This is a genomic window from Pseudomonas sp. WC2, assembly GCF_050586545.1.
Taxonomy (GTDB): domain Bacteria; phylum Pseudomonadota; class Gammaproteobacteria; order Pseudomonadales; family Pseudomonadaceae; genus Aquipseudomonas.
This window is the reverse complement of the sequence record NZ_JBOBDR010000017.1, coordinates 1-21,687: the sequence shown is the minus strand read 5'-3', so window position 1 is coordinate 21,687 and position 21,687 is coordinate 1. Positions and strand designations below refer to the sequence as shown.

The 21,687-nt window shown below is 59.6% G+C and carries 15 protein-coding genes; 5 read left to right on the top strand and 10 right to left on the bottom strand.

Features of this window, described 5'->3' with window-relative positions; genetic code table 11:
- Window positions 1-45: 45 nt before the first annotated feature.
- Window positions 46-4,122, top strand: a complete 4,077-nt coding sequence (locus tag ACQ4OE_RS20275; RefSeq protein WP_430947680.1) for a neuraminidase-like domain-containing protein — start codon at window positions 46-48, stop codon at window positions 4,120-4,122.
- Entirely contained in the window at window positions 4,115-8,443 is a 4,329-nt protein-coding gene (locus tag ACQ4OE_RS20270) for a hypothetical protein (RefSeq protein WP_430947679.1), read from the top strand. Before ACQ4OE_RS20275 ends, ACQ4OE_RS20270 begins: the two co-directional genes overlap by 8 nt.
- A 3-nt stretch (window positions 8,444-8,446) precedes the next feature.
- Here ACQ4OE_RS20270 and ACQ4OE_RS20265 read toward each other — a convergent pair whose 3' ends face one another.
- From ACQ4OE_RS20265 to ACQ4OE_RS20240, 6 genes are read right to left on the bottom strand one after another with little or no spacing between them, the layout of a single operon-like run.
- Window positions 8,447-9,778, bottom strand: a complete 1,332-nt coding sequence (locus tag ACQ4OE_RS20265; RefSeq protein ID WP_430947678.1) for a DUF58 domain-containing protein — start codon at window positions 9,776-9,778, stop codon at window positions 8,447-8,449.
- Window positions 9,775-10,776, bottom strand: coding sequence for an AAA family ATPase (locus ACQ4OE_RS20260; protein WP_122589636.1), 1,002 nt, complete (start codon window positions 10,774-10,776; stop codon window positions 9,775-9,777). The genes ACQ4OE_RS20265 and ACQ4OE_RS20260 overlap by 4 nt, the downstream gene beginning before the upstream one ends.
- Window positions 10,773-11,936: a DUF4350 domain-containing protein gene (locus tag ACQ4OE_RS20255; RefSeq protein WP_430947677.1), complete on the bottom strand. Its 1,164-nt coding sequence runs from the start codon at window positions 11,934-11,936 to the stop codon at window positions 10,773-10,775. Before ACQ4OE_RS20255 ends, ACQ4OE_RS20260 begins: the two co-directional genes overlap by 4 nt.
- Window positions 11,933-13,489, bottom strand: coding sequence for a DUF4129 domain-containing protein (locus ACQ4OE_RS20250; protein WP_430947676.1), 1,557 nt, complete (start codon window positions 13,487-13,489; stop codon window positions 11,933-11,935). Before ACQ4OE_RS20250 ends, ACQ4OE_RS20255 begins: the two co-directional genes overlap by 4 nt.
- Window positions 13,476-14,453, bottom strand: a complete 978-nt coding sequence (locus ACQ4OE_RS20245) for a stage II sporulation protein M (RefSeq protein WP_430947675.1) — start codon at window positions 14,451-14,453, stop codon at window positions 13,476-13,478. The genes ACQ4OE_RS20250 and ACQ4OE_RS20245 overlap by 14 nt, the downstream gene beginning before the upstream one ends.
- Window positions 14,450-15,175: an RDD family protein gene (locus ACQ4OE_RS20240; RefSeq protein WP_122589630.1), complete on the bottom strand. Its 726-nt coding sequence runs from the start codon at window positions 15,173-15,175 to the stop codon at window positions 14,450-14,452. The genes ACQ4OE_RS20245 and ACQ4OE_RS20240 overlap by 4 nt, the downstream gene beginning before the upstream one ends.
- A 181-nt stretch (window positions 15,176-15,356) precedes the next feature.
- On the opposite strand from ACQ4OE_RS20240, the gene sbcB reads away from it, so the two are divergent.
- Window positions 15,357-16,787: an exodeoxyribonuclease I gene (gene sbcB, locus ACQ4OE_RS20235; RefSeq protein ID WP_430947674.1), complete on the top strand. Its 1,431-nt coding sequence runs from the start codon at window positions 15,357-15,359 to the stop codon at window positions 16,785-16,787.
- Between the two features lie 100 nt (window positions 16,788-16,887).
- Here sbcB and mvaT read toward each other — a convergent pair whose 3' ends face one another.
- Window positions 16,888-17,265, bottom strand: a complete 378-nt coding sequence (mvaT, locus tag ACQ4OE_RS20230) for a histone-like nucleoid-structuring protein MvaT (RefSeq protein ID WP_008058684.1) — start codon at window positions 17,263-17,265, stop codon at window positions 16,888-16,890.
- Window positions 17,266-17,603: 338 nt separating this feature from the next.
- On the opposite strand from mvaT, the gene purU reads away from it, so the two are divergent.
- Together purU and ACQ4OE_RS20220 are read left to right on the top strand one after the other, a co-directional pair.
- Window positions 17,604-18,452 carry a formyltetrahydrofolate deformylase gene (gene purU, locus ACQ4OE_RS20225; protein ID WP_158960421.1) on the top strand — a complete coding sequence of 283 codons (849 nt, stop codon included), beginning with the start codon at window positions 17,604-17,606 and terminating at the stop codon, window positions 18,450-18,452.
- Window positions 18,453-18,536: 84 nt separating this feature from the next.
- Window positions 18,537-18,716 carry a hypothetical protein gene (locus ACQ4OE_RS20220; RefSeq protein ID WP_122589625.1) on the top strand — a complete coding sequence of 60 codons (180 nt, stop codon included), beginning with the start codon at window positions 18,537-18,539 and terminating at the stop codon, window positions 18,714-18,716.
- Here the strand turns inward: ACQ4OE_RS20220 and ACQ4OE_RS20215 are convergent.
- Genes ACQ4OE_RS20215 through ACQ4OE_RS20205 form a run of 3 tightly spaced genes read right to left on the bottom strand, consistent with a single transcriptional unit; the run spans window position 18,700 to window position 21,576 of the window.
- The gene (locus ACQ4OE_RS20215; protein ID WP_430947673.1) at window positions 18,700-19,698 is read right to left on the bottom strand and encodes a lysylphosphatidylglycerol synthase transmembrane domain-containing protein; all 999 of its coding nucleotides are present in this window, start codon (window positions 19,696-19,698) and stop codon (window positions 18,700-18,702) included. The genes ACQ4OE_RS20220 and ACQ4OE_RS20215 overlap by 17 nt on opposite strands.
- Complete coding sequence (locus tag ACQ4OE_RS20210; protein ID WP_430947672.1) at window positions 19,695-20,471, bottom strand: DUF2334 domain-containing protein; 777 nt, start codon at window positions 20,469-20,471, stop codon at window positions 19,695-19,697. Before ACQ4OE_RS20210 ends, ACQ4OE_RS20215 begins: the two co-directional genes overlap by 4 nt.
- Window positions 20,464-21,576: a glycosyltransferase family 4 protein gene (locus tag ACQ4OE_RS20205; RefSeq protein WP_430947671.1), complete on the bottom strand. Its 1,113-nt coding sequence runs from the start codon at window positions 21,574-21,576 to the stop codon at window positions 20,464-20,466. The genes ACQ4OE_RS20210 and ACQ4OE_RS20205 overlap by 8 nt, the downstream gene beginning before the upstream one ends.
- Window positions 21,577-21,687 lie beyond the last annotated feature (111 nt).

Genomic DNA, 21,687 nt, shown 5'->3' with positions numbered 1-21,687 from the left:
CAGGCGTCAGGGCACCCTCATTGCACGGCTTCAGGAGCAAGGATCATGGCAGTGAATATTGTTGGCGAGTTGCTGGAAAAACGTCGCTCGGCGCTGGTCGAGTATTGCATCGGCAAGGTCAGGAAAAGCGGCGACAGGGATTACAGTTTCGTCAAAACGCCGAGTGATCTGGCCGAGTTGCTGCGCATGGATCCTCTGGACAACTATCAGGTGCAAAGCTCCTGGGTCGCTGAGGCGATCAGCAGCGCTCAGCAGTACATTCATGGGGTTTACCGCAAGATGGAGCCGGGCTTCGTCGACACTGAATTCGACAAGCAGGATCTGGCCGACTGGGCGCTCTACAGCAACTATCCGGACTGGGCCGCCCTGCAAATGATCGCGGTCTATCCGGAAAACTTCATCAATCCATTCGTGCGCCAGCGCAAGAGCAGCCTGTTCAACAACCTTGAAAACAGCCTGAACCAGACGCGCCTGAACAACGACTCCGTGCAGTTGGCATTGCGTGACTATCTGCAAACTTTCGAACAGACCTGCAATCTGGACGTGATCAGTGCGTACATGGACGGTGAGTCGCCGACAAAGGCTGACTATTACTTTGTCGGACGTCAGCGTGAGCAGCCCTTCCAGTATTTCTGGCGCAAGGCCCAGGTCGAACTCTCGCCAACATGCACCGCGATCAACCCGGCTGCGTGGAGCGAATGGCAAGCGGTGGACATTGCCGTCGAAGGGCAGATTGTTGATATGCGGCCGCTGTACTGGAATGGCCGCTTTTGTCTGGTCTGGGCGGAATGGCGCGAGAGTCTGGGGGCCGCAGCAGAAGCGCAATTCGTCCCGCACAAGCTCACGATCAATCTGTCATTCATGACTCAAAACGGCCAGTGGCTGGCGCCGCTGCGCTTGTTTGAGGCAACCAGCAAGGAGGATAAATTTCAAGGAGGGCGTCTGATAGTGACCCTATGGGATGATCAATTGAACCCCAAGCGCAAATTGGGCGTTCAGTTCGTCCATAAGGATTCACAAGTAACGAAAATCAGTATTTTCAGGGACGTGTTGTTCCGGCCGGTCCAGGATGATGGCGGTCTTTTTGAAGAAATGGTGAAAGATCGCTTCACCACTGCGGATATCGTTCAGCACCCATTGCTGAGTCAAGTGACGATGACACAGGCTGCGTCGCCAGCGGGACCGTTGACCCCGTTTTTGAAGCTGAGGGCCTTTGCATTTCGGCGAGGAAGCGAAGATGTGGTACGGGTTCAAGGTGTTTTGCTGCCATCCCCGGGAGCGGTTAGCCAGCCATTCATTCTCGCACTGATGAACAGAACCACACCTGACCCTGATCCAGGCCCTGTAGACCTTATACCTGCTGAGGGTGGAATGACTCAATGGTGGGAGTTCAAGCGAGGGAGCGGTGGCTGGAACAACCCGGTCTTCACCTTTGGTGCAAAGGACCGTGACACTAACTCGTTTACGTTGACCATCGTTAACCTGGCCCCGTGGGCTCCGCCAGCACTGCTGAAAAACAGCACCGACGCCGCACAGTTTCTACAGCTCAAACAGGGCAACACCACACTCGAGTATGTCCGTCTGAACTCGTTGTTCGGCCCGGAACTGGTGCAGCGCGCCAGCATTTCCGTCGACGCTGTCCTTGACTGGGACACGCAGTTTCTCGCTGAGCCGGCGCCTGTCGGCAAACCGGATTTCAAGGAAGCTAACGGTGCATTCGACGGCGCCAACGGTTTGTTTTTCTGGGAGCTTTTTTTCCATCTGCCCCACCTTATCGCGACTCGTCTAAGTGCCGAGGACCGGTTTCAGGAGGCGCAAGAATGGCTGCATTATCTTTTTGATCCACAGGCGCCTGCCGATCAGACCTCTATGTCAGAGTCGGATACCGGCAATCCACGGCCCCAGTACTGGCGCTGCCGACCGTTAACCAGCGAGGGCAATTCTGGCTGTGAAGCCTGGGCGCCGACCGATCCCGACGCGATCGGTTATTCGGCCCCCCGACACTTGAAAATTCTGGTGTTCACCGAATACGTGAAAAACCTGATGACCTGGGGCGACTGGCATTACCGGCAACTGACCCGCGACAGTCTGGTGGCCGCCAAGCTTTGCTACATCCAGGCCGAATTCTTCATGGGCAAGACGCCCTCGGCGCGTACGGTCAACCAATGGGAAACGAAGACCGTCGGGCAACTGCTGGAACTCGGTGTGTCGCGGCCGGCGCTGGAACAGTTTGAAAAAACGCTGGACTTCAACCTGACGCAATTCCCCGTGGCGGCCGATCGTGCGCCACCGATGGGACTGCTGGCGGTCGAGCCGTTCAAGTTGCCGGTCAATCAGCAATTGCTCGACCTGTACGCCTTGCCCGCTCAGCGTCTGCACAACTTGCGCAACAACCTCACGCTCGATGGCCGGCCGTTACTGATTCCGCTGTTCAGCCCGCCCACCGATCCGAACCAACTGTTACGGGATCTGGCCGCGGGGAATGTCGGGTCGCCCCGGCCAATGGGCGGGCGGCTGGAAGTCGGTGCGTTCCGCTGGCGGGTTTCCTACGAAGCCGCCCTGCGTGCCGTGCAGACCCTGCAGGATTACGGCAATCAGGTGCTGCGCCTGCTCGAACAACGTGATCGCGTCGAACAGGAAGAGCTGCAGCAGAACCATCTGGTGGAACTCGGCGCTTACGCGCAGACCGTGCAGGAACAGGTCATTGCGCAACTGCAGGCGAGCGTGTCGGCGTTGCAGCAGAGCAAGGCGATGGCTCAGGAACGCGCCGAGGCCTACGCGCGGGTGTATGACGAAAACGTCTCGGCGGTTGAATACGCGGTGATGGAAAGTATTCAGCGGTCGAAACAACTGGCCCTGGCGTCTTCAGCGATCCAGCCGGCGGCGGCGGTGTTGGCCTCCTTGCCAAATGTTTTCGGCTTGGCCAACGGCGGCCATCGAGTGGATGAAGCGCTTAAAGCCGTCAGCTTCGGCCTGGGGGTCGCCGCACAGGCGATACAACTGGATGCCGACAAGCAGGCAACCACCGAGGCCTATCGGCGTCGCCGCAACGAATGGAACCTGCAACGCAATCAGGCGCTGGCGGAGATCCGTGCACTGGATGAGCAGATCATTGCGCAGGGGCATGCAGTGGCCTCGGCGCGCGCCGGCCTTGAGCAAACCTTGCGCGCCAATGCGCAAGCGCTGACGTTTTACAACTTCCTGAAAAAACGCGCGTGCAACACCGAACTGCTCGGCTGGCTGTTGGGTCAGCTCAAAGCGTTGCACTATCAGGCCTATGACGCCGTGGTCAGTCTGTGCATCAGCGCGCAGGCCTCGCTCAGTGCCGAAACCGGCGACTACGACGCGCAGATTCCACTGCCGCAGATCTGGCTCGACAGCCGCCATGGCCTGACTGCCGGCGAGCATTTGCGCGAGTATTTGCTGCGTATGGAGCGCGAGTATCTGCAACGCTTTGAACGGCGGGTCGAGTTGGTGAAAACCATTTCGTTGCGTGGCCTGTTTCAAGACACCACTGATCCGCAAGCAGGTGCCGCAGGCTGGGATGAGGCGTTGGATCAATTGCGGGCCAGCGGCAAGCTGGAATTCAAACTCTCGCAACTACTGTTCGACCGTGATCACCCGGGTCATTACTGCCGGCAGATCAATGCCGTGGAGGTCGACCTGCCCGTGCTGCTCGGTCCTTACGAAGATGCGCGTGCGACGTTGCTGCAGGTCAGCAGCATGACTGCGACCAAGGCTAGCCTTCAATCCATTGAATACTTGTATGCACCCGCGGGCGCGGTGGGGCCGGCGGATGTACAGATCAATCTGCGTAGCGGTCAGCAGATTGCCCTGTCGAGTGGTTTCGGCGACACCGGCATGACCACCCTGAAACCCGACGAAGGCTTGCTCAACCCATTTGAATGCACCGGAGCGGTTTCGCGCTGGACGCTGAATTTTCCATGGGCAGGCGAGCAGCCACAGAAAGCCATGCTGGAATCCTTGACCGACATCATCGTGCGCATTCGCTACACCGCCAAAGTCGGCGACCCGACATTCTTGCGGATTGTGCAAGACAAGGTGGTGGCAGCTGGGCCCGGCCAACGGGGCACACTCAAAGGGGCGAGCAATCATGCGTGAACCGATCATCCAGGCTGACCAGAATCTGCTGCTCAACGGCGATTTCAGTGAGGATTTCAAGCACTGGAATAAAGGCCCGGTCTGTCCAGGCTCCGCTGCAGTCATGACGGACTATCACGGGGCTGAGTACATCAACTACCTGAGGGCTGCCAGAGGCTCTTCGGTTTTTCAAAGCTTCCTGGCGCCCAAATCGATCAGCCCACATGTGCGTTATTGTCTGAGCTTTCTGTATGAATCCATGCATACCCGCGCAGGTACGTTGCGGGTCACTGTCGTAGAGACCGGACTGCAGCAAGACATCGACATTCCGGCGCCACCTGCACAAGCCATTGAGCAGAAACAGCACTTGCTTGCGCAAGGGCAGCCTTTTGATTTGAACCTCACGCCTTCGACAAGCACGTTGAATCTCGAACTGACGGCCGGTCAGACTTTGCGCGTGGAGGTCATCAGTCCTGAGAATGACGCGGGGGATTTGGTCTCCGAGATTCGCGTGGCCCGCATCGAGCTGCTGTTGCACCTCGATCTGCCATTGCAATTGCAAGCGCTGCAGTTGGATGAAGAATCGTTGTCGCCGGGTGCGCCCCTGCACTTCTGCCTGGGGGCGGACTTCGACTCCCACAGCGGTGGGCACCATTTGCGATTCATCCCGCAAGACGACAGTGACTGGCTGGGCACGCAAGCATCGCTGACGATTGAGAATAACCCGCAAGGCGCCATCCTGGCCCAGCCCGGTTGGGAGATCGATCAGCCACTGCAGCAAGACTGGCAGCTCAGTTGCCCATTGATCGGCGACGACGAGCCGTATCTGTTTTCCTTGCAACTGCGCAACCAGTACACCGCGCTACCCTATCCGCTCGAAGTGTCGCTGGGTCATCACCGCTTGGCGTTTCGCGAACGTCTGGAGGCCGCCTATTACCCGGTGCTGGAGTGTGAGCAATCCGTGCGCCTGGGCGTCCAGGTGATTTCCTGGTACACCTCGCAGCCCCTTGCGGGACGCACGGTGAACTGGGCAGTCGACGGTCAGGGCCTTAAAGCGGCCAGCAACACCGATGACAACGGATGGGCCTATTTCGACTATAAGCCCACGTCCGAGGGTGATTTCACCATCATGGCTTCGGCGTACAGCCCGTATTACCAGGCGGGCACTGTGTCCGAGACGTTTGCGGTGAAGGCGCTGGCGACCGATCCGTGGAAGGCCGTGCTGGCCGTGTCAGACGGGGTAGAAACGCCGTGGTCAGAAAAGACCGGCTACCCCAATCGCGGGGCGGACTATCCGCTGCGCATCAAGGTGCCCGCCGCTTTGCAGGGCACTTCATTGTCGCTGGCGTGGAGCGGAGATTCGCCGGAGCAACTGGGCGTGACGATCAGTCCGCCACTGGGCGAACGGGTGCCGGTCGGTGCAGCCGATCCGTTGTGGACATTGACCAATGCAGACCGCTTCGACGGTCTTTTCAGTGTGCAGCTGTCCTGCTCGAAACTGAAGTTGCCTTCGCCGTTCAAGAAGATGTCGCTGGCGCGCAACGTGGTGAAGATCGGCGAAGTGCGCGAGGCGAACAAGTTTCCGATCATCGATGAAGAAGAAAGCGTGCTGCTGCGGCTGCAGGTGCTGCATGACGTCGCGCTGGGCGATGGTGATCCGGTGGTCAGTGCCCTGGTTGAATGGGTGCTGCCCGATGGAGGAACGCATCAGGCAAGCACCGGTTCAGGGGGCTGGGCGAGTTTGCTTTATACACCGACAGCGGTGGGTGACATGGAGGTCGTTGCCAAGGTCAAAGCGCATGCGGATGCAGTGCCCGTCGAACGACCTTTTCAAGTGAAAGCCTTGGCCACAAGCCCGTGGCGTGATCAGGTGGTCATGTGGCTGGATGATGTTGTGGTTGATCGCAAAGTGCAGGGTGTGTTGTGTCGGCGCGGGCAGACTCACACCTTGAAAGTCGCCGCTGTGCCTGGCAGCGAGTGGGTCGACAAGGAAATCGCGCTGCACTGGCGTGATGACGACCCTGACATCGGACTGCGCATCAGTGATCTGGGCGCACGCCGGCCATTGACTGAGGGAGGTCTGACGTGGACGTTGAGCTCAGGGGCGGCTGACAGCCTCAGCAGACTGTTCGAGCTGAAATTGACCACCGATGGCATTCCCGAGCGCGAGCTGTTCGGGCGGCTGATTTCCCAGGACCTGTCAGAGGAGTTGTTCCTGGTGCTGGACCAGATGACAGTGTCGAAAGCTCAACAACTCTTTCCCTGCCTCGGTGCGGTGCATCATTACAACTTGAGAGTCCCGGGGCTCAGCCCCTTGGTTGGGCTCGAGGCGTTGATAGGTTGGGCAGGGACAAACCCGGAGGATTTGGGGGGGGTAATCGCGCCTGATCGGTTGTGCAATCAAATCATAAGCGACAGTGGAGTGACCTGGACGTTTGATTTTTCCGGCAGCCAGCATCCTGGGGAATTCACTGTGGGGTTTGGTATATATGGCTTTCAGCCCTTCGGATTTAACGACATGACGCTGGGCCATCATCGACTCAAGATCGAATCGTCACGCGAGTCAGCCGTGGACCCTGTCGTTGGCCTGGCGCCAGCCTGGTTGTGGACTCGAGTGATATCGCACTACACGCAAGCGCCGGTCGAAGGGGTGCCGGTCCGATGGAACTCGACGCAGTCCAGCAACACCGATGCGCACGGCTGGAGCGGTTTTGCCTTTGCTCCGCAGGAGGCTGGCGCCCACACGATCAGCGCTGCCGTTGATAGTCCATACAACGGCTACGAAGAGCGACGGTCGATGAACATCATGGCACTGGCCAGCGATCCATGGGAAAGCTTGAGCGTCAGATTCGACGGGGGCACCGCTTATCCATGGGGCCATAAAACTGCCTTTCCACGGCGCAAGGGCCAGCATCGTATCGAACTGCTGGCGCCGAACGACAACCCTTTGATCGGTCGTCAGTTGACCTTGGGCATGACCGGCACCGGGCCTGCCGAACTGGATATTCGTTTCGAGTCCGGACAAGCACTGGGTACGCCTGTGACTTTTCAAGGCGTGGGATTGGCGTTTGCGTTCGCAGTGGGCGACGTGCGCGATGGCAGCTTCAACCTGCAACTGGCAGCCGAGCGACTGGCCAGTCTGTCGCCGGCCAACGCGATGTCGCTGGGTCCAGGTACTCAGGTGTTGAAATTTGCCGAGGGTGCACGAATCCGCCAGGTGCTGGACTGGAACCAGGAACTGCTCGAGCAGGTAACCTTGGTCTCGTCGATTTCCGGGAGACCGATGGTCGGGATTGAAGTGACCTGGACCCATACGGATTTGGGCACACAGACCAGCCTGACGGATTTTTATGGCGTCGCGAGGATTCGCTTCACCCCACGCACGCCGGGGGCTTCGGTGCTGCGGGCGAGAGTGGGGGATGAGGTTTACTCAGATTCGGTCGGGCTGGATTTCACGCTCAATGAGCCGCGAAAAATAGGCACGCTTACTGCTTTGGAGCCCTCCGGGTACCCGGGCCAGAAGATGTCGGCGCAGGCTACCGTCGTCTCCGCGATAAGCGGTCAGCCTTTGCCGGATACCGAGGTCATGTGGGAGTTCGACGGTATCCGCCTCGATTCGACCCTGACAGACATCAATGGCAACGCTACGGTGGAATTCATTCTCAGCGTCCCCGGCGAAAGGTTGTTGACCGCTATCGTGAAAGGGGGCCTGGCCGGATGGTATGCGTCTTCAATTCCTGTCCTTGTACTGGAAGATGAAGTGTTGCTCGAATCCCTCATCACCGACAAAACCACGCTCTATCAAGGCGAAAGCGTCTCGGCGATTGCCAAGGTGGTGTACAGCCGCAATGGTCATGCTGCAAAGGGTTTGCAGGTGAGCTGGGATTTTCCACAGCTGAGCTTCTTGCCTTCGGAGACGGATGAGCGCGGGCAAGCGCGTGTCGAGTTCAAACCCGGACAGTTCGGCAATTTTGACCTGATTGCGCGGGTGGAGCGCAGTGAGGTATTCAAACAGCAGGTGATTGCTGTGCTTGACCCTCTGAGCTCCCCGGAGCACGGCCGGATCAAACAAGTGATTGTGGAGCAAAGCCCTATTGGTCCGGCCGACTTTGCGAATATAAAAGCCGTTGTCGTGCACACTGTCACCGGCCTTCCTATGGCGGGCCGGGATGTTCAAGTAACCACCAATTTCATGGGTGTCGTAACGTTCAAAACAAATCATGAAGGCCAAGTTGAAGTCATCTGGCGGCCGATGCAGGCCGGACCGCTTCACTTGGTGTTCACGGTCATTAATCCTGGCGGAACAATATCCACTGACTCGGCCTCGGTCGAAGTCACTTGAGCCTCAAGTGGCACCGGCTCTTTTCCAGCTCAAATATCGTGTCACCAGTTCCGCGCCCAGCTCCTCCGGGCGCGCGTCCACCACCGGCACTCCGTGAGCGCCCAGGCGTTCATGGAGTTCGGCACGGTCATTCAAGTAAGTCACGGTGCCGCAATAGGCCAGCGCCTCGGGTAGGGTCTGCACCGCTGTCTGTCGCTGGGCATCGAGCAGGTCTTCACGAAGACTGACCACCAGCACGCGATGTAGCTGGCTCAGTCTTTTGACCGCACTCAACAGTTCTTCATCGTCTTCATCACGCAGATTGGTCACCAGCAGCACCAGCGCCCGGCGCTTCTGGCGCGCCAGCAATTGCGTCACGGCGCCCTGGTAATCGGCGCTGTGTTTGCTGCTGTCGAGGTCGTAGACACTGTTGAGCAGCACGTTCAACTGCCCGGTGCCTTTGACCGGCGCGAGGTAACGCGGCTGATCGCTGGCGAAGGTATTGATGCCCACCGCATCGCCCTGACGCAAAGCGACGTAGCTCAACAGCAGACAGGCATTGAGCGCGTGATCGAAGTGCGACAGCTCGCCGTCGTGGCTGCGCATGCGCCGACCACAATCGAGCATGAACAGGATCTGCTGGTCGCGTTCGTCCTGATACTCGCGGGCAATCGGCGTGCGCTGGCGCGCGGTGGCTTTCCAATCGATTTGGCGCAGGCTGTCGCCTTCGCGGAATTCGCGCAGTTGATGGAATTCCAGACCCTGGCCACGACGTTGGTGCTGACGCACGCCGAGCTGGCTGAGCCAGTTGTCCACCGCAAGCAATTCGCCGCCATACAAACGGGCGAAATCCGGGTAAACCCGAGTGCTGTCGACGACGTTGAGCAGGCGTTTGCCCGACCACAATCCCAACGGACTCGGCAGATTGATTTCGCACCGTTCAAAATTGAAATGGCCGCGCCGCAACGGACGCAGGCGGTAGCTGATCTGGCTGATCTGGCCAGGTTGCAATTCGACGGTCAGCGGCAGGTTTTCAAAGTCCAGACCGTCCGGCACATGATCAAAAATCCGCATCTGCAAAGGTTCGACAAAGCCGTGTTGAACGTCCAGTCGCACTTCACCCCAACGACCGAGGGGCAGGCTGCCGGGCAGTTGTCGGGTGACGTCGGGGGAGGGCAGACGCTTGAGGCGAATGGCGTCGAGCACTGCCAGTGCCAGCAAGGCCAGCAGCAAGCCCCAGTTGATTGACATCAGACTGGCGGGCAGCTCGACTTGCAGGGCTTGCGCAGTGCCCAGCAGCAGGCCGACGGCGAACAATAACGCCAGCCAGATCAACAACAGGCGCGAGGGTTTCACAGGCGCGGCGCCGGGATCTGATCGAGTAGTTGCTGGAGCACCTGATCGACTTGCAGGCCTTCGATATCCAGCTCGGGAGCAATGCGCACGCGATGGCGCAGGACCGCGAGCGCGCAGCCCTTGATGTCGTCCGGAAGTACGAACTCGCCACCGCGCAGCAAGGCGCGGGCGCGGCCGCAGCGCACCAGCGCAATCGAGGCGCGCGGCCCGGCACCCAGCGTCAGTCCTGGCCATGTCCGCGTGCTGCGGGCCAAGCGTATGGCGTAATCGAGCACCTGATCATCCAGTGGCAAATCACTGGCGATGCGCTGCAGTGCTTGCACATCCTTGGCCTGCAACAGCGTGCGCAAGGGTTGCACGTCGAGCATGTCGGCGCGGGTCGAACGGCTGACCTGACGCACCATCTCCAGTTCCTGATCGGCGTCGGGATAATCCATGCGCACCTTGAGCATGAAACGGTCAAGTTCGGCTTCCGGCAACGGGTAAGTACCTTCCTGTTCGATCGGGTTCTGCGTCGCCAGCACCATGAACGGCTGAGGAATTGGCAGCGCGCGTCCTTCGAGGGTGACCTGACGTTCCTGCATGGCTTCGAGCAACGCCGCCTGGGTTTTCGCCGGTGCGCGATTGATCTCATCGGCCAGCAGCAAGTTGGTGAACAACGGGCCTTTGCGCAGTTTGAACTGCTCGGTCTGCAGGTCGTACACGGCGTGGCCGGTGACATCGCTGGGCATCAGGTCCGGGGTGAATTGAATGCGCGCAAACTCGCCGCCGAAGCAACGGGCCAACGCCCGCACCAGCAAGGTCTTGCCCAGCCCGGGGACGCCTTCGAGGAGGACGTGACCGCCGGCAATCAACGCCGTCAGCACGTCATCGATCACCGCCTCCTGGCCGATCAGCGCCTTGTGCAACTCGCTGCGCAGCGCTTGCGCCAACTGGCTGGCGCGCTGGCGTTGCTGGGCGGCGTGACTGGCGCTGCCGGGCTCGATCTGTTCACTCATAACGCATTCCTCAAGGTTTGCAGGTGGGCGACCTGGCGGGTGAACTCAGCGCTGGATAGACGCTGATTCGCTCGCGGGCTCAGGGCCTGGCTGATGGCGCGGGTGGGTTGCCGGGTCAGGCGCGACAGCACCAGCCATTGTTCGGCAACGTTCAATTGGTCGAAACCGGGGTGACGGCGGCGTGCGCGGCGCAACACATCCTGTTGCAGGGCTTGCAGCAGCGAGTGTTGGCCGTTGTGGCGCAGCAGGAAATCAGCGCTGGCACGCAGGTGTTCCTGCAATTGCCGACGACCGCTCGGCGCCGGTGCCTGTACCGGCCCGTGACGCACGGCGACTTGCCACAGCCATAAGCCGATCAAGGCGAACAGCGCGACGATCGCCTGCGGGAAGTAACGCCAGAGCAACGTCCATAAGCCGTCGTGCTCGGTGTTGTAGATCAAGGTGATGTCAGTGTCGGCAGTCAAATACCAGAGCAGCCAGGCGTTGTCGTATTTGCCGATGTCGGCGGTTTTCCACAGCTCGGCATCGGTGACCACGGTGATCGTGCCGAGGCCGTAGGCCAGTTGCATCATGTGCGTGGCCTTGGCGCTGTTGGCCCAGGCCTGAGCGAGATTTTTCGGGTCGTCGAGATGAAAGTCCGTGTCAAATCCGGCATAGGCCGGTGCGTCTTCGTCTTCCAGATAGAGTTTGGTCAATTTCGGATAGCGATCTTTTTCCAGATCCTTGGGCGGGTCTTTCAGATCCTGGCTCAGGGATTGATGCAGCTGCACCCGGTCGAGCAACAGGTCATCGCTTTGCTTGGCCTTTTCATCCCACAGGGATTCGGCAACGAACACCAGCCGCCCGCCGGCGCGGCTCCAGTTCAACACCTGATCTATCTGCCGCGGGGTCATTCGCGCGCGCTCGCCGAACAACAGCAAGGTGTGCCCGCGCGGGTCAATGTCCGCCAGCCCCGCCAACGTCTCGGCATGATTAACACTAAGGCCGCGCTCGCGCAGGAACATTTCTGCGGCCAGATACGGGTTGGCTTGCGCCGCGGGAGACGGGCCGTGATCGACCACCTCCTGATACGGCGTGGCCTTGAAGTACAGGTAAATGCTCAACGCGCCGAGCAGGGCGAGCAGCAAGGCGCCGAGTAGCCAAAGCGTGCGCCGGTTCAACGGGCGACGCCTTTGTCGAATAACGCGCGCCAGCCATCGCACAATTCCTCTCGCAGATGCGCCGCCGGCACCCGGTGCCCGTAGGCCATGTTCTGCCAATGAGCGGTGAGGTGGCGGCTGTAGGCGAGCAGTTGCGGACGCTGCAGTTGCTCGATGCGGGTCAGCACCTGGTGCTCGGTATCGGCGGGTTTAAGCGTCAGGTCGAACTCGTGCAGCAGATGGCTGAGCAACCCTCGATAGAGCAACCCCAGCGCTGCGCGGGGCTCTGAAAGCCAGAGTTGTTCGGCGCTGCCGGCGATATCGTCAGGCAGGGTTTCGCGGCCAAGGTCGAGGCCGAAGGCTTGCTGCGGCAGTGGCCGTTTGTTTGGCTTCGATAGTGTTGGCCGGCGACTGACGAAGGTCCGGAAAAATTCGCGATAGCGCCAGATCAGCCAGCCGAGCGCGGCAATCAGGGCACCCCACAACCCGACTTCAATGACTTTGGCCAAGGCATTGAGGTGCTGGCCATTGAGCCAGCCCAACAGGGTTTTCAACCATTGCGGGGCATCACCGGACTGCTTGTCCTTGGCCGCAGTGGCCGGGTCGTCACCAAAACGGTAACGCGTGACGGACTCTTTGTTCTTGAATGGCGCCTGTTCCAGCAGGCCTTTGATGCTGTCGCGCGAGGTCTGACTGCTCAGCGGCTGATTCAACAACCGAGGGGCGCTCGGTGCATCGGCGGCGGTGTCCGCTTCGGCAGCCCACACCGGCTGCAGAGTCGGCAGCAACAGACAGACCGCCAGCAACACACCGAGTACACCGTTGTTCAGGCGTTGGCGCAGGCGCCGGAACACCAGTTCAATGTCCCAGGCCTCCAGTTGCGTGCGCCGGTTCAGGTACAAACTGAACCCGCAGGCGACATAGATCGGCTCCCACACCACCAGGATCAACGCATAAAAAACGTTGGTCAGATGCTCCAGCCAACGCCACTGATGCTCCGGGCCGAAGACCAATGACTGCCAGTCCCAATCGGTTTCGATCTGCTGGGGCAGGAGCATGTAGAACAACACCATCAAGCCGATCCACAGCGCCGTTTCCAGGTGGACGCCGATGATCGTCAGCCATTGCGCGGCGCCGGCATTGCGTTGCAGCAGCACTTGCAGGCGTTGTTGCCGAGCGCTGCCGTCGAGGCCTTCGAGTTGCAGCACCGGCAGCAGAAAGCTGCGGCTCAGACTCAGGCGGCGCCACGTCAGGCTGGCAAGCAATTGCGGTTTGAGCAAGGTCGGGAAATGCCGCAGCGCCTGTTTCAATGTCGGCGTTTCACCGAACAGCGCTTTGGACAGAATGTACAGCGGCAGGCGTTCATAAGCCGGCTTCAACCACCAGAAAATGAACATCGCCAGCGAAGGCGAATCCCACAGCAGCACGCTGAGCAAGGCGAACAGCGGCAGAGTGACGATGGCCCAACTGGTCATCAGCAGACGTCGATGCTGCTGGCTCATCAGTACGCCCAGGTCCATGGCTTCCCAGGTCGTGCGCGGGCGGATCACCACGCTGGCGTCACTCAGGCGCATGGCGAGTCCTTCCGGCGAGTGACAGATACAGGGCGACGATCAGCCACAGGACGGCGCCAACCGCATATTTGGTCATCGGCGTGACGCTGGTTGTCGATGACCAATAGGCTTCGATAAACGCGGCGATCAACAGGAACAACATCACCCCACACACCAGCAGCACGCTTTTGCGCGCCGCCACCCGCAGTGACTCACCGCGGGTGAGACGGCCCGGCGCGATCAACGCCCAGCCGAGTTTGAGCCCGGCCGCGCCCGCCAGGGCAATGGCTGTCAGCTCGAAGGCGCCATGACCGATCACGAACGACCAGAAGGTCTGGCCGAAACCTATTTCGCTCAGATGTCCGGCCACCGCACCAATGACCATGCCGTTGTAGAACAGAAAGAACGCGCTGCCGACGCCCAGCAGCAAACCGCTGGCGAAGGTCTGGAAGGCGATACCGATGTTATGCATCACGTAGTAACCGAACATCACCCAGTCTTCACTGGCCGCACGCTCGACGGGTCGTCCCAGATGACCGGCGACAGGGTCGTACATGCCTTGCATCTCGCGCACTTGATCGGCGGGTATCAGGTTGTAGATCAGCTCGGGAAACAGATAAACCAACACACCGACACCGATCAGGCTGCCGAAAAACAGCAGGCCAGCGCTGAGCACAAAACGCCACTCGGCGCGAACCAGTCGCGGGAAGTCCGCGAGAATGAAGCCGAGCAGGTTGACGCCGAGTCGACTGCGATGACGATAAAGCTGTTGATGGCCGCGCAGGACTTGCTGTTGCAACGAGTCGATCAGAAAACTGCTGTAGCCACGTTCCTGTGCCAACGCCAGATGCTGGCATAGTCGCCGATAGGCCTTGGGGAAACCGGCGACTTGCGACGTATCTTTGCCATGCTCAAGGCGTTCGAGGGCCAGGGTGAAGCGCTCCCATTCGGCCTTGTGGCGACTTTCGAAAAGACTCTGCTTCATGTTGGACCCAACAAACCACGGGCGATGCCGTTGAGTTCGGTAACCGCCTTGGGTGCGGAAATATGCAGCGGCTGGGCCAGCAGCGCTGCCAGCTCATTGACCCGCTCGGGTGACAACTCATGCTGGCGCTCGGCGAAAGCGAGTACGGCACGTTGCTCACTGAGGGTCAGCGTGACCGGGGATCGACGGGATTCGGCGTCAGGCAACTGCGGACGCTGCAGAGGTTTTTCGCTGTAGACCACCAAGGTGCCGGCGGCGATATCGCCGAGGCGTTTGAAGGTCGGATGTTGCAGGCAACTGATGGCGCCGAAGAAATAACCGAATGGCAGCAGGTCGACGAAGCGCAGCAAATTGCGCAGCAGTGAAGCGGACCAGCCGACCGGGGTGCCGTCATCGTGCACCACCCGCAGGCCCATCCATTGCTTGCCCGGTGAACGGCCCTGACGCAGCACTTCAAACAGGACCATGTACCACCAGCTCACCGCAAACAGCAGCAACGAGCCCAGACCCATGCCGAGCTTGCCGAGAAAGGCGAGTGCGAGGAACAGAACGCCGAGGATCAAGCCGCGCAGGGCGAGATCGATGCTGAACGCCACGGCCCGTACCATCAACCCGGCCGGTCGCAGTGGCAGATCGATGCCTTCCGGCGTTTCGATTTGATGCCGTGTGTCCAGCGGCGGGGCCAGCGATGCTTTCCTTGGCGGTGCTGTCGGCTCGAGCATGGGCTACCTGATGTTCGCCTGTTCGGGGTGCAAGTGAGTCCGATGCTAGCAGCCTCTCGGGGGAAAACGACATAACTATGTATTGCACATCGTGTGAGACAAGCTGCTTGAATGACGCGAGGCTGGCCGCGACAGCGGTTGAGCGCCTAGACTTCGCCGATATTCAGTTCAGGAACCGCCCGTGACTTCCATCTTCTGGTACGACTACGAGACCACCGGCATCATCCCCCGTAGCGACCGCCCGCTGCAGGTGGCCGGGATTCGCACCGACCACGCGCTCAACGAAATCGACGAGCCGGTCAACCTGTATTGCCAGCCCAGCGAAGACATCCTGCCGCACCCGGCCGCGTGCGCAATCACCGGTATCACCCCGAGCCAGCTCGCCGAAAAAGGCTTGAGCGAAGCCGATTTCATGACGCGGGTGCATGCGCAACTGGCCGCACCGGGCACCTGCGGCGCGGGTTACAACACCTTGCGTTTCGACGACGAGATGACCCGTTACAGCTTGTATCGCAATTTCTTCGATCCTTACGCGCGGGAGTGGCAGGGCGGCAACAGTCGCTGGGACCTGATCGATGTGGTGCGCGCCGCCTATGCGTTGCGCCCCGATGGGCTGGTCTGGCCCACTGACGATGAAGGGCGGGTGACCCTCAAGCTCGAACGCCTGACCGCAGCCAACAACATCGATCACGGGAATGCCCACGAAGCCCTGTCGGACGTGCGCGCCACTATCGCGCTGGCCAGGTTGATCCGCGAGAAACAGCCAAAACTCTATGACTGGCTGTTTCAGTTGCGCAGCAAGCAGAAAGTCATGGATCAGATCCGTCTGTTGCAGCCATTGGTGCATATCTCGGGACGCTTTTCCGCGGCACGCAGTTTTGTTGGCGTGGTGCTGCCATTGGCCTGGCACCCGAAGAACCGCAACGCCCTGATCGTCTGCGATCTGCATCTGGATCCCCAGGGCTTGCTCGACCTTGACGCGCAAACCTTGCGCCAGCGCCTGTACACCCGCCGCGATGATTTGCGCGAAGGCGAACTGCCGGTGCCGCTCAAGCTGATTCATATCAACCGCTGCCCGGTGGTGGCACCGCTGGCGGTGCTGCGTGAGCAGGATCAGCAACGGCTGGGTCTGGACATGGCGCTGTACCAGCAGCGAGCGCTGCGACTAACTGACGCACAACAACTTTGGCAGGATAAACTTGCGGCTATTTATGCCAGTGAAGATTTCACCCCGAGCGAGGATCCGGAACAACAGTTGTACGATGGATTTATCGGTGACCGTGACCGGCGTCTATGCGAGCAAGTGAGAGCGGCCGACCCTGCGCAATTAGCGCAAGAGCAATGGCCTTTCGATGATGAACGTTTACCCGAATTACTCTTTCGATATCGCGCGCGTAACTTTGCCGATACGTTGAATTCTGAAGAGCAAGAACGCTGGCGGGTATTTTGTCAGCAGCGATTGTCCGACCCGCAATGGGGCGCGCCGAATACCTTGAAATCATTTGCAGAGGCAGCGGAGCAGTGGCTGTTAAGTGCAAACCCGATGCAGAGAGAGGTGCTCACCGAATGGCAGAATTATGTCGAGGCATTACGCAAACGTTTGAATCTTTGAAATCGAACATGACCCGGGTTAATTTCCGCGCATAAAAAAACGCCAGCTTTCGCTGGCGTTTCTTTTTTTATCGCAAAACGGTCTGCGATAGGGTTGCGGCTTAGCCCAACAGGGTCGCCCAGCCTTCAACCACGTCACCGCCCCACTTGGCTTTCCACTCTTTCAGAGTTTTGTGGTTGCCACCTTTGGTTTCGATGACTTCGCCGTTGTGCGGGTTTTTGTATTGTTTAACTTTGCGAGCGCGTTTGGTGCCAGTAGTTTTGACTGCGCCGCCACGGGGTGCTTTGGTTTTTGCTTCCGGATCCAGCAGCGCGATGATGTCACGCAGCGACTTGGAGTATTCACCCATCAGGGTGCGCAATTTGCCTTCGAATTCCAGCTCGGTTTGCAGTTTGTCGTCTTGCGACAGGTTCTTCAAACGAGCTTGCAGCTCTTTGATCGCTTCTTCAGTGGCGCGATATTCGTTGATCAAGGACATGATTACTACCTTATGGAGAGTGCTGAATGGCAGGGGGACAGTGCCGCAATAATAGTCAGGCTGTTTCATCAAGTAAACATTTAACCCGGCTTTTTATTTAAATTAGTTACCAGAAACTGCCGAGATTTGAATATTCAGTTAAATAGTGTGATCCAGTCATCAGCGATATTCACACTTGCCGGATAAAGCGGTGCCACTATGCCGCCATCACGCTGGCGATTGCCCCGTCAAAAAGCTGTGGGAAGAGGGCCCGCCTCCGGCAGTGGTCATCAATACTGCAGTTTTCCTGCGCAGTCGCTAGAATGGCGGCCTTTGCGAAGTTCTGGAGTTTCCCCCTCATGCGCACCTATCGGCTGGTGATTTCTTGCCCGGACCGCGTTGGCATCGTTGCCAAAGTCAGTAACTTTCTGGCAGCCCACAATGGCTGGATCACCGAAGCGAGCCACCACTCGGATAATCAGGTCGGCTGGTTCTTCATGCGTCACGAAATTCGTGCCGATTCGCTGCCATTCGGTATTGAAGTATTGCGCGAGAAGTTTGCGCCGATCGCCGAAGAGTTCTCGATGGACTGGCGTATCACCGACACCGAGCAGAAAAAGCGCGTGGTGTTGATGGCCAGCCGCGAATCGCACTGCCTCGCGGACTTGTTGCACCGCTGGCACAGCGATGAGCTGGACTGCGAAATTTCCTGCGTGATTTCCAACCACGATGACCTGCGCAGCATGGTCGAGTGGCACGGCATTCCTTATTACCATGTCCCGGTCAATCCGCAAGACAAGCAACCAGCCTTTGACGAAGTGTCGCGTCTGGTCAAACAGCATGACGCCGAAGTCGTAGTCCTGGCGCGCTACATGCAGATCCTGCCGCCGGACATGTGCCGTGAATACGCGCACAAGGTGATCAACATTCACCACAGCTTCCTGCCGTCGTTCGTCGGCGCCAAGCCCTACCACCAGGCCTCCCTGCGTGGCGTGAAGCTGATCGGCGCGACCTGCCACTACGTGACCGAAGAGCTGGATGCCGGCCCGATCATCGAGCAGGACGTGGTGCGCGTCAGCCACAGCGACAGCATCGAAGACATGGTGCGTTTCGGCCGTGACGTCGAGAAGATGGTGCTGGCCCGCGGCCTGCGCTATCACCTTGAAGATCGCGTGCTGGTGCACGGCAACAAGACTGTGGTGTTCTGATTCAAATCACACAGGCTTGAAAAACCAAGGGTCTGGGCGTTCAATCGCTCAGGCCCTTCGTCGTTTAAGCCCGAGGAAACATACATGAGCGATCCACTGGACAAAGCCACTTCCAAAGCGCCGGCGACTTTGGGTGAAGGTTGTTTGAGTCGATACGATCCGCAGGACATGACTTCGGAGGATGGCACCGAGTTTCCCGGCGCTGCCGAGTTGTGGGAGCAGCTCAAAGAACAGCAACAGGACGACGCTAAGAAGCCTGTCTGACGTTCATTAACTTCTTCAACAACGGCCGGCCGAGCATCAACAGAAACACCGGACCACCGACCAACAGATAGAAGTAGTACGTCACCACACGCCAGATCAGAATCGCCGCAGCTGCGGTGGATTTACCCACCATCGGCGCCAACAGTGCCGCCGAAGTCAATTCCGCCGCCCCCGCGCCGCCCGGCAGCAGACTGAATTGCCCGGCGCCCAGCGAAACCATCTGCACCAGAAAACTCCACGCCCACTGCAAGTCCGCGCCGAGGCCGCGCAGCGCCAGATACAACACGCTGTAGCGCAACAACCAATGCACACACGTCAGCGCAAAGACTTTGACCAGTGTTTGCCACGGCAACTTCAACGTGTCGGTAAATGCCGCGAGAAAGTGCAGCAACTTGCGCGCCCAGCGCCGGCGTGTGCTGGGCTCGACGTTCATCCTCGCCAACAGGCGACCGCTCAGGCGAATCAAGGCGCGGTGATAACGCGCCACCAGCACGCAAGTGAACAACCCGCCAAACAATGAAACCGCACTGACCGTCAGCAACCATTCCAGGCGATCACTGAGGTGCTGAAACAGCGCGTAAATCAGAATCCCGCTCAGTGCACAAAGAAAGAACAGCAAGTCACTCAGCTGATCCATGGCGAACACTGCGCTGCCCCGCGCCGGGCGTACACCGCTGCGGGCGAGCAGGGCCATGATCGTCAGTGGTCCGCCACTGCCGCCGGGTGTTGCGCAGTAGGCGAATTCGGCGGCCATGACAACGCCAAGGCTTTGCATCGGCGTGACCCGGTCGCGTTGATCGCCGAGCAACAGGCGCAAGCGCAGGGTGTTGATGCCCCAGCAGAGCAGGATCATGCCGAACATGATCAACAACCACTGCAGCGGAAAGCTTTGCAGGCGCGCCCAGGTGTCGCCGCCGCCGAGCACGACCGGAATCGCCACGGCGGCGAGCAGGCCGATCAGCAACAAAATACTGCGGCTCATGCGGCGCGTTCCAGTTGACCGCGCTGTTGGGCGAGCCAGTTGATTTTGGTCATCGGTTCGCGTCCTTCGGCGAGCAAACGTTCAAGGGTGTGCAGCCAGTAATCCCGGGAAAAACCATGGCGCATGTCTACAGGGTGCAAGCCTAGCCGAATCACTGGTGCGTGACGCCAGCGCTGCTGACGCTGCTCGCTGACCAGTTTCGACAAGCCCCGACGCCAGGCGCTGCGGGCGCTCCAGACCAGACCCGGCGCGTTGATGGCGGTGAAGTCCGGTAAACGATACAGATGCTGCGGATCACTGGTGTAGCTCAGCGGCAATTCGCGCAGCGCCTCACGGGTGCCATCGCTCATCAACCACGCCGGGGCGACAAAACCGTGCAGCGGCCAGTCGTGGCGCTGGAACACTTCGATGCCGTCGCGCAGGCGGGAGAGGGCGGCTTCACGGGACAAACGATAGAACTCGCCTTCGTGAGTGTAAATACGGCGCATGAACCAGTCTCGCGGCGTGGTCGGGGCAGGCTCCTGATCGTCGTGGTAATAACCGTGCAGCGCCAACTCATCGCCACGGGCGACACGCGCATCGAGCATTCGGCAAAATGCCGGGTGATCGTCGAGGGCAGCATGCCGGTGGAAATTCGGCACCACCAGCCAGGTCATCGGCACATTGCCCAGCGCATCGACCGCTTCGACAAAGGGTTGATAGTCCGCCCACGTCGAGGGCGCTACGTCGTGCAGCACCAATAAGAGGGCGGGCGGACTTTTGGACTCAAGCATTGGCCACCCGCGGCAATGTGTCGCCAAGCACGGCGTGATAGTGACTGAGCAGACTGTCGACGACAGTGTCCCAAGCGTAATGTCGTTCGACATGCTGCCGCGCCTGTTGGCCGAGTGTCGCGCAGCCGCGGCTGTACAACTCGCGCACGGCATTGGCCATGGCCTGTGGGTTATTCGGCGCGCAGAGTAGGCCGCACGATTCATGGACGATCTCTTCGAACGCTCCGGCGGCGACGGCCACTACTGGAATCCCGCAAGCCATTGCTTCGAGGATGACCAGACCAAAGGTTTCCTGATCACCGGCATGTACGAGCGCATCGGCACTGGCGATCAGGCGCGCCACCGTCGGCGCCGGGCAGAATTCGTCGATCACGGTGACGTTGTCGGGCACCATCGTCGGCATCGAGGAACCGACCAGCAGCAGGTGATAACGCGGGCCGAGACGTTGCATGCACTTGAGCAACACCGGCAGATTTTTCTCTTTTGAACCGCGCCCGGCGAAAATCAGCAGGCGCGTGTCTTCAGCCAGACCCAGTTCTGCGCGTAAACCGGGGTCACGAGCCTCGGGATGAAAGGTTTGCAGATCCACCCCCAGCGGTTGCACAAACACATTGCACACGCCCAGGCCGATTAACTTGTCGGCCATGACCTGGCTCGGCGCGAGCACGCGGTCGAAGTTGCCGTACAGTTTGGTGACATAGGCCTCGACATTCGGCGTCACCCAATGGCCCATGCGATTGCCGACCAGCAGCGGCAGGTCCGAGTGGTAAAAGCCGATGACCGGCACGTCCAGCGTTCGTCGAGCATCCAGTGCGGCCCACGCGGTGAGGTAGGGGTCGCCGACTTCGATCAGATCCGGCTGCAAATCCTCCAGGACATTTCGCCAAGGCGCGAGGCGCAGCGGGAAGCGGTAACCCTTTCCGAACGGCAGGGCAGGCGCCGGCACTGTGTACAGGCCGTCGTGTTCACCGAAGTCGGCGCCGGGGATCAGCAGGCTGTGACGAATACCGGGTTTGACGCTCAACCGGCGATGCTTGGCATCCAGGTAGGTTCGTACGCCACCGCTGGCCGGGGCGTAGAACATGGTGATGTCGGCGATGTGCACGGTGATCAACCCTCCGCAGCTGTGCTCTCCCTTGATTGACCTTTATCCAGAATGGATGTTCGGTCGGGATTGCGCGGTGGGGTGTCAGTGAGTTTTGAGCTGTTTGAAAGG